The organism is Vibrio ordalii ATCC 33509 (genome assembly GCA_000257205.1).
Taxonomy (GTDB): Bacteria; Pseudomonadota; Gammaproteobacteria; order Enterobacterales; family Vibrionaceae; genus Vibrio; species Vibrio ordalii.
Map to the genome: position 1 here is coordinate 1 of AEZC01000139.1, position 9,493 is coordinate 9,493.

Annotated in this window: 6 protein-coding genes and 2 pseudogenes; 1 reads left to right on the forward strand and 7 read right to left on the reverse strand. The window is 41.2% G+C overall.

All coding sequences use genetic code 11. The features are described 5' to 3' along the window. From VOR_RS19135 to vpsL, 7 genes and pseudogenes are all read right to left on the reverse strand, one after another. Positions 1-345: pseudogene (locus VOR_RS19135) on the reverse strand (O-antigen ligase family protein); the annotation flags it as partial. 71 nt (positions 346-416) lie between these two features. After that, a complete protein-coding gene (locus tag VOR_RS0110160; protein ID WP_010319600.1) occupies positions 417-1,031 on the reverse strand; it encodes a hypothetical protein in 615 nt (204 codons plus the stop codon). A 551-nt stretch (positions 1,032-1,582) separates the two neighbouring features. Then, a complete protein-coding gene (locus VOR_RS0110165) occupies positions 1,583-2,284 on the reverse strand; it encodes a VpsP family polysaccharide biosynthesis protein (protein WP_010319602.1) in 702 nt (233 codons plus the stop codon). 2 nt (positions 2,285-2,286) lie between these two features. Continuing rightward, positions 2,287-4,491, reverse strand: a complete 2,205-nt coding sequence (vpsO, locus tag VOR_RS0110170) for an exopolysaccharide regulatory tyrosine autokinase VpsO (RefSeq protein ID WP_010319603.1) — start codon at positions 4,489-4,491, stop codon at positions 2,287-2,289. Between the two features lie 13 nt (positions 4,492-4,504). Next, positions 4,505-5,022, reverse strand: a pseudogene (gene vpsN, locus VOR_RS17870) (exopolysaccharide export protein VpsN). Positions 5,023-5,028: 6 nt separating this feature from the next. After that, positions 5,029-6,219, reverse strand: a complete 1,191-nt coding sequence (locus VOR_RS0110180; protein WP_010319605.1) for an outer membrane beta-barrel protein — start codon at positions 6,217-6,219, stop codon at positions 5,029-5,031. 19 nt (positions 6,220-6,238) lie between these two features. Beyond that, positions 6,239-7,633 carry an exopolysaccharide biosynthesis glycosyltransferase VpsL gene (gene vpsL, locus VOR_RS0110185; RefSeq protein WP_010319606.1) on the reverse strand — a complete coding sequence of 465 codons (1,395 nt, stop codon included), beginning with the start codon at positions 7,631-7,633 and terminating at the stop codon, positions 6,239-6,241. A gap of 609 nt (positions 7,634-8,242) precedes the next feature. On the opposite strand from vpsL, the gene glyA reads away from it, so the two are divergent. After that, entirely contained in the window at positions 8,243-9,493 is a 1,251-nt protein-coding gene (gene glyA / locus VOR_RS0110190; RefSeq protein WP_010319607.1) for a serine hydroxymethyltransferase, read from the forward strand.

Below are 9,493 nucleotides of genomic sequence, written 5' to 3' on the forward strand. Positions count from 1 at the left end.
TGTGTCGATAAGGACAAGAGCAATAAGACAAAACTGGAAATAGTGGAGCGATTTGATTGCAGAGACAAAGACTAAACTAGGATCCTGAGTTATACCAAGTTGTGGAATACTTTGGATGAATGACCAGCAAGTGATAAGCGCGATGGGAATGATGACTAATTTTCCCCTTATTAGACTGTTTTTCCAGTGCTCAAAAGAGTAGTTGAATAAACAGGCAATAAGCAGCAATGCAATCCAGATTTCATTGAATGACCATGCTAACGGGCGATTACTACCTAAGGGTATGGGTAGCCAAAATACAAAAATGAGAAATATTGGGAAAATGGATTTTTCTATTAGACGCATACTATTAATATCAATTAAGAAGGGCAGGAATATACCTGCCCTAAACTGGATGAAAGTATCGAATTAAACGATCAGTTTGGTGAAGCGGTACCACCGCCACTACCATTGCCGGTTCCAAGTGTTGTCGTGTTGCCTGGCACCGTTGCGACTGGAGGTAATCCACCAGGTAAAGCCGATGGAGTACCTGCTGCTGTCGGCTCCGTAATGGTCGCTGGGTCAGCGCCACCGGCGATTGCAGCAACAATCACATCAGTTGAGTCCATTAAATCCATTGCAATAACAGCATCAACGATAGCTTGAGCTGACTCTGGTGATTTAGTTACAGCAAGTTGAATGACTTGAAAACGCATCTCTTGAGGTGCATTTTTAACGAGTATTGCAGTCAAAGCTGCGACTTGGTCACTCGATATATGGTCAAATACTGTATTGAAGATATCGAGTGCTAGTTGTGGGTGCAGAGTAGACGCTAGGTCCGCCATTTCTAGTGCCATGCTTGGGCATAGTTTCATCAAAGCTTGCAGAGAAATAATGGCATCGTCTGCTTGTTCTAGGCTGGCTCTTATTGTGTCTGTGGCCACTTTATGGTTTTTATAAAGTGAACAAGTAATTTCTGTTTCGGCATATAACCTTGAACTAGCCAGCAAAGCTGAAATAGCAATCCAAAATATCCATAGTGATTTTTTCATTGGTAAGTCCTAAAAGCCTACGATTTACTGTTGCGATGATTATAAGTGAAGTAGTACATCCAGTGATATCGTACTTCTGTTAATAAGGGTTCGATTCTCATTCTTAAGGCGTTTTTATGCGCGAGGTTGTCTTAGTTTGGAGCATAAGTTTGAAGATTGAAGTCTGCTAGTAACGTAATAGATTATTGAGGCCATTGTTATACCAAGTAAGCTTTCCCCTAAATCGAGCAAAGAGAATGATCGTGAACGCGATAACATTTGTAAACTTTCATCAATTACGCAACAGGTCGAGACGATAACTATGGCGAGAAATATGCTTTGTATAGGGGAAAGAGTGGCGGAAATTACTCGGATAAAAACCAAGGTAATGAATAGCGCAAGTGTAAAGTGGAGATAAATATCACCGCCGAGTGACTTTTCCAAAAATACCGGTATCTCAGCATGAATATTCAGTGTTTTTGCCAGTGATAGCGAAGCCGTACCAAGAGAAAGCAAGGCTAACATGAACAAGGCGATAGACCGGTTTATTGAATAATGTTTTATCATCGAGATCACTCTAGCGCTCTCTTGCAGAGATTATTTTTCTCAGTATAACGTTGAGGGTTATAAATAATAGCTGCACAGGTAAATTTTAAGAGACCGTTTGATTTTAGATACTGGTAGGCTTCTCCTCGGCTTTGAGGATGAGCTAATGCTCTTGCGGCGTGATCAATAATGATAGTTCGCTGCGGCGCTGAAAAAATAGACCAATGGTTAAGGCCAATCTGGGAAAGTGTGTTGTTCACTTTGGGTGTAAAAGGCCCATATCTATTGGCTTGTGCAAAATAGAGATCAATATTTTCCCCTTTCAACTGAGTTTCAATCACCAATAAATCAGCCCATGTATCTGACCAAGTAGGTCTCAATAATGCACTTTCCAAGTAGGCATTTTTTGCATTGAGCAAGCGGCTCTCTTTATCTACATCATCGCCCAAATAGGCTTCCCACTCATAGACCTTACCCAGTAAATTGTGGTAATGAGGATGGTCTCTGTGGTGTTGTAGGGCCTTTAGTATCATGAGCTTTGTTTCATTCACTTGCTCTAAAGTTACACCATCACTGTGCTTTGTCCAGTAGTCGATATTTCTTTCTGTTGCTAGCGCGTAAATGGACGCCGTCAAAAAATGAAATGCAAAATAGAGAGTAACGAGTGCAGTTAGCCCAATGCTCAAACGCAAAGCATGGGCTAAAAAAGGGTGATTCGCGACCTTCATGGTTATTTTTCTGGGCCGTAATAGGATTGATATTGATGATAACCGCTATAATTAGAGGCTTTTTTGGTGTTCAGTTTGTTCAATATGACGCCATCAATTCTCGCTCCTTGCTGCGTTAAGCGTCCAACCACATCTCTAGCTACTTTAGTGCGTGTGTGTGGAGCATTGATCACCAGTATGGTCGAGTCCACGTACTGTGACAGCATAAATGCATCACTAACGGCTAAACACGGAGGTGTATCAATCACAATTCTGCTATAGCGTGTCTTTAGCTCTTCGAGTAGTGAGGCAAACTTAGGCGAGGAGATAAGTTCAAGAGGATTGTCTGTCACGACTCCAGCAGTCAAAACATCAAGCCCTGATTCTTCATCGGTATAGAGACACTCTTCTATGGTATGCGTACCTATGAGCAAGTTGCTCATTCCTGGCTGTGAACCAGAGATGCCAAAACGGTGTGCAACCGATGGTTTTCTCAAATCGCAGTCTATCAGCAGTGTTTTTTCCATTTGTGCCAGTGAAAAAGCCAAATTGATACTCGAGGTTGTTTTTCCTTCCTCTGGCAGTGAAGACGTAACCATTACTACATGATGATCTTTGTTGGTGTTGGCAAGTAAATAGCTAGTCCGAACGGTTCTAATCGCTTCTGTTAGCTCTCGGTGTTTCGAATCAAAATAGGTTTTTAGCGTCAGAGGACCTCGAGTTTTTATTGCCGGTACAATACCGAGCAAGCTTAGTGATAACTGTTTTTCGACCTGTTTTACATCAAGGAATGTATCGTTTATTGCATCAGCAATGAAAGCAACAACACACGCCAAACCAAACGAAGCGATAAACGCTAGCAATACAATCAGTTTACGATTCGGTTTGCTTGGTGCGAGGGGCGGATTGGCAAAATCGGTAAAACGAGCAATCGTAGCATTAAAGTCGCTCGATGCACTGGTCTCTTTTTGACGACTTAAAAAGAGATCAAACAGCTTTCGGTTTGTTTGGACTTCGCGCTTTAGCTCTGAATATCGTGCATTTTTTACGGATAGGCTTTGAAACTCTGATTTGCGTTTCTCAAGTTCCCGATGCAAAGAACTTTCAGCTTGCTTAGCTGCCTGTAACTCATTGTTGATCCCATTTAATAACTGTTTTAGTTCGGCATTTAAATTGCGTTTTACAGAGGCTAACTCGGCTTGAGCTGATTTTAATTTTGGGTGTTTGTCACCATAACGTTTTGATAGTTCTGAGACTTTCTTTTCAGCTTGCACTTCAGCCAATTTGACATCTCGTATCGTCGGGTGGTTAGAGATCTCTGGGATAGATGCAAGGGCCGAGAGGTCACCATCTTGACGGCTGTACGTTTGAGCGACCAAATAAAGTGTTTCAGCTGCAACGCGTCTGTCTCTCGTTTTATTCAATTGAGAGGTCAGTTCTTCAAGTTCTTGGGATGCTAGGCTTTCAACGCCTTGGATATCAACGAGTCCTTCAGATTTTAAAAATGTTTGTAGTTGAGCTTCTGACTTTTTTAGTTGTTCGCGCAAATCACCCATGCGGTTGTTGAGCCAGCTATTCGCCTTCAGTTCAACTTGAAGTTTGTCTTCGATATGACTATCCATAAAGACGTTACCAATCTCATTGGCAATTTGAGCCGATAATTTAGGGTCTTTACTGGTGTAGAAAATATTCACTAGTTGAGTTTTTCTTATTGGGCTAACTTCTAGCCCACGCTTAAACTTAGCCAGAACCAATCGGCTAGTCCGATAGCTTTGGTCTTCCTGTGATATTTCTGCGGGCTCTTTCTTGAACGATTTCAGAACAGGAAACCATTCCAATACATCGAATTTAAACCCAGTTTTTTGATTATTTTCTACAGTAGGGTCAAATTCTGGGTGACTGGCAAGGTTAAGGCGTTTAATGACTTCCTCTGCGACTCGGTCTGATTTCAAAATCTCTATTTGAGTCAAATAGTATTCTTGGCTTTTGGTATCTAAACCATAGATGTCTTCAATCGAAACGGCTTTTGCTTGCTTTGATTCGATGATCAGTGAGGCGCGAGCGGTATATTGCGAAGGAATTGATAATGCAATCAATACCGCGATAGCGGTGACCATCGTAGAAAAAAGTAGAATACGCCATTTATAGTTGAGAAGAACATGGACGTACTGACGAACATCAATAACTTCATCTGAGTTCAAGTGATTTTTAATTAAAGAGTTTTCCATACAACTAAGTTACCTAAAAAAAGCTTTCTTCTACGGTGAGAATGTCACCAGGCTGAATTTTATGAAGTAATGTTACTTTTACTGGCTTGGCCTCAGGAGCATCACTTGATGATATATAGATCTTAGTTTTAGACGCTCGCTCTGTGAATCACCCGCAATCGTAATGGCTTTGTTTACGGTTAACCCCGGATGATACGGGTAACTCCCGGATATCTTTACTTGCCCGTTGATAAAATAGGGACGATATTCGACTATGCTGACAAAAACATTGGGGTTAACCAGATACCCATCGATTAAACCATTGTGGATAGCAGTTTTTACTTCCTCAATCGTTTTTCCTTTCAGCTTAATTCGTCCCAAAAAAGGGTAATCAATGTTACCACTGTCACCTACACGCGTTTCAATAGATAACTCTGGTTCATCATAAACTTGAATCCGAATTTGATCCCCAACGCCTAACTTATAAAAACTCTCATTGGCCAATGTTGACCAGGAAAGACAGCTTAACAGAATGACTAAGAAGTACTTCATCGTAAGTTACATCACCCCTTCAATAGCAAAATAATACACATTTTGATCGTAGCTTAACGAACTGATATTGGAATCTCTCGATTCAAGTTGATAGCCGACTTTGAATGTTAGCCAACGACGAAAATCATAGCTCAGCGAAAGTGTTAGTTTACTGGTGTCATCGTCGCGAGCAGTGCTAGTGTAATTCTCGCTCAATAGAGAATAATCGACGTTAGAGGAGATGATGTCGCTCCAATTATGTGTCCAGTTTGCGTTATACACTTTGGTATCGATTGAATCACCGGTACCGTCGGTATCGGTTGATTTACGATTTGTTTTCAACTGAACTGCAGAGTATGTGCGGATGAGATAAGTGACATCAATATCCCATGAAAAAGAGTCAAAATCTTCTCTAGAAGAGGATTCAAAATCTTTATGTTGCATACCAACCTTGGCATTTCCCTGTAGTTTTCCTGTCGCGTCCCAAGAGGTACCAACATACCCCATATAATGGGTGCTGTCTTTGAGAGTTGAGCCAGGGGCTATATCACTATAATGCCTATCATTAACGATAATTTGGAAAACTAGCGACGTTTTTGGCAGCGCTTTATAGTACAGAGAGCTGTTGAATCGTAACTCATCCCAATTTTGGTATTGAGTAATAGTTTGGTTGTTTTTGTAGTCCAAATTACCCCAACCAAGGTTGGTTTCTATTCGACCTTTGGCGTCTTCGCCACCAAAACCGTAACCGAGGTTGAAGTTATTGGTGTTGTATTTGTTGTAGGACAAATTGAGTGTCGTATCGTTATCGCCACGCTGTTCATGAGTTAATGCAAGAGCATAACTCAAGTCAACTCGATGCTTGGAATTGAGTTCCCAGTCACTGGCTAAATCAAAGAAATGGTCAGTGTAGCTATCTTTGCTAGAGCTGAAAAAATCGCCTCTTTGTAGTCGATAACCTACGCGATGTTTCTGGCCACTTGTCGGCTCTATTGCTAAACCGATACCTGGCTCGAATACTGAATATTGGGAATGTTCGAGATCTTGTGACTCCTTTGCTAAGTTGTCGTTATAACCCGTTGATAAATTTAAAAAAGGTACAATGGCAATCCCTGATTCAGTCATAATTGGGTTAGGTTGTGGTTTTGCTTGTACGGCTGATAACGCAAAAAAAGCCAAACCAAAGGACGCGATTCTATTTAAATTAGTTGTGTTCATATGAGTATGCTTTTCCATTCTAGTAAGCATTATTGCCTACAAATCCTTTAAATACGGTGAGAAATACGATTTTGATATCGAACCACAACGACAATCTGTGTATATAGTCCAAATCAAATTGGACACGTTTTTCCATTTTATCTAGCGTATCGGTTTCACCACGCCAGCCATTAATTTGTGCCCAGCCAGTGATTCCTGGTTTTACTTTATGTCTTAGCATGTAGCGGTTAACGATCGTTCTATACTGTTCATTATGTGCCACGGCGTGAGGGCGAGGACCAACAATTGACATTCGACCTTGTAGCACATTAATAAACTGTGGTAGCTCATCTAATGACGTCTTCCTAATAAACGCACCAAAAGGAGTCACTCGGGGATCATTTTTTGTTGCTTGTGTAACCTTGTTCCCATTGTCCATGGCACGCATGCTTCTGAATTTCCATACTTTGATAGATTTTCCATCCAGTCCATAGCGCATCTGTTTGAAAATAATAGGGCCTGGTGAGCTGAGTTTCACGCCTACCGCAACCGCAATAAGGACAGGGCTGATTAAAATCAAGATAAGACTACTTAAGACTAAATCTTCAAAACGTTTTAGCCACGTACCTAACCCATTGAATGGTGTATCAAAAATACTAAAAGCATTAACATCGCCGATGGTATACCAACGCGAATGCAGTAAATTGAAGGTAAAAAAATCCGGCACAATATAGGTATTCACTGTGCTATCCGAAAAGGCCTCTAGAATCTTGCTGATTCGATGCTGGGCTTGCATTGGTAGTGCTATGTACACACTTTTTACTTGACCGTTTTTGGCAAGTGTTAATGCATCATTAACTTTACCGAGCACCGGAATATCTCCTGCAATACGTTCATCACTTCTGTCATCGTAAAAACCAGCAAGTTGGATACCTAACTCAGGGTTATTAATGAGATTTTTCGATAGTTCTAGGCCTTGCGGTGTCATGCCTATAATGACCGCTTTGGTGGTGTGGTAACCTTTTTTATGCAGATAATAAATGACTGTAAATGCGACGAAGCGCCAAAGCAGTAATAAAGTAAATGAACCCACAAACCAGAAACCTAAAATTAAGCGTGAGAAATCGCTTCCTGTTTTTGTGAAATAACCAACTAAAGTTAAGCAGCCAACGGTTGAAGCCCAACAAAATGCAGTATGTAGAGTTAAAACTCTAAGTTTTGTGGTTCGCCAACCGCTATATATATCAAGGCTTTCAGCAATAAAGGAATAGAAAATAACCCCTAAAAGTCCCACTGATATATAAGACATGGTAACGATATGTGAGTGAAACTTAAGTGTAATATACATAGTGATCAGTATTACTAAACAATCTATCAGGCGGTAGAAAAATTTACCTTGATAGTTAGAAATACGGATCCTTCCTCTTTCACCCATTGTAGAAGCTCCTAACCGCTCAATTATTAAGGTAACGAATGATAATTATTTTTTAGCAGTGCATTCTCATATTAAGCACCGACGACTTCAACTGATTAGGTGCATCAAAAATAAGACGCGATGTGTGATATATAGAATGCGTGACTGTATGTGGTTTTTTTCAATTTGAGATAGAGGAGTGGCGAAAGAAGACGCCTTGTGCAACTAAAAAGGTTCCCGTTAAAATGGGCAACCCAATCTTCTTTTACGTGCGTGTGCTCGCATCAATAATGAAATTTTAATAATTAAGAATGGCGAACATAGTAAAGAAAAAGCGATATTTTCGGTAGATAGGGAGTGAGAATTGAGGTAAACCTATGTAATTGCCGTTTTACAAGGTGTAAAGCAGAATGGTTGACATTCGGCTTATCATTATCCAACTTACTGTTTAGCATGAGTTACCTTACCATCCATCATGAAAAAACCGCATGATAATTTCTGTAATTTGTTCTTTATGACCGAGATCAAATTATGTAGAATATGCGCCATATCACGGTGACGAAAACGTTTGCTTTTGGTCGTTGTGTGGTTTTTTGAAACTTTCAGTAAAATCTGAGTCAGGAGATACAGATGCTTAAGCGTGATATGAACATCGCAGATTACGATGCGGACCTGTTCGCAGCCATTCAAGAAGAAACCCTTCGTCAGGAAGAACACATTGAACTTATCGCTTCGGAAAACTATACAAGCCCACGTGTAATGGAAGCGCAAGGTTCACAGCTCACTAATAAATACGCTGAAGGTTACCCAGGTAAACGCTATTACGGTGGTTGTGAGTTTGTCGACAAAGTGGAAACGCTGGCGATTGAACGTGCATGTGAATTGTTTGGTGCAGACTATGCGAACGTGCAGCCGCATTCAGGCTCACAAGCAAACAACGCGGTTTATATGGCTTTGCTTAACGCAGGTGATACCGTATTAGGAATGAGCTTGGCACACGGTGGTCATTTGACTCACGGCTCTCCTGTTAACTTTTCCGGTAAATTGTACAACATCATTCCTTATGGAATTGATGAGAAAGGCCAAATTAACTACGAAGAGATGGAAGCATTAGCGGTTGAGCATCAGCCAAAAATGATCATCGGTGGCTTCTCTGCTTATTCGCAAGTTTGCGATTGGAAAAGAATGCGTGAAATTGCTGATAAAGTAGGCGCGTACTTGTTCGTTGATATGGCGCATGTAGCTGGTTTGATTGCGGCGGGTGTTTACCCTAACCCAGTTCCTCATGCCCACGTAGTGACGACCACTACCCACAAAACACTGGCAGGTCCTCGTGGTGGCCTTATTCTTTCGAATGCAGGTGAAGACTTATATAAGAAGCTTAACTCAGCGGTGTTCCCCGGTGGTCAAGGTGGTCCTTTAATGCACGTTATCGCAGGTAAAGCGGTCGCGTTCAAAGAAGCACTAGAACCGGAGTTTAAAGAGTATCAAAAACGTGTCGTGGCTAATGCGAAAGCGATGGTGGCTGAGTTTTTAGATCGTGGTTACAACATTGTTTCAGGTTCCACAGAAAATCACCTATTCCTTGTCGATTTGATCGATAAAAATATTACAGGTAAAGATGCTGATGCAGCATTGGGTGCGGCTAACATTACAGTGAACAAAAACTCGGTGCCGAATGATCCGCGTAGCCCATTTGTGACTTCTGGTATCCGTGTGGGTTCCCCATCAATTACTCGTCGTGGTTTTACTGAGGCTGATGCAAAAGCACTAGCTGGATGGATGTGTGATATTTTGGATAACATGGGTGATGAATCTGTTATTCAAGCAACGAAGGCAAAAGTGTTGGAAATTTGTAAGCGTTTGCCTGTATACGCGTAG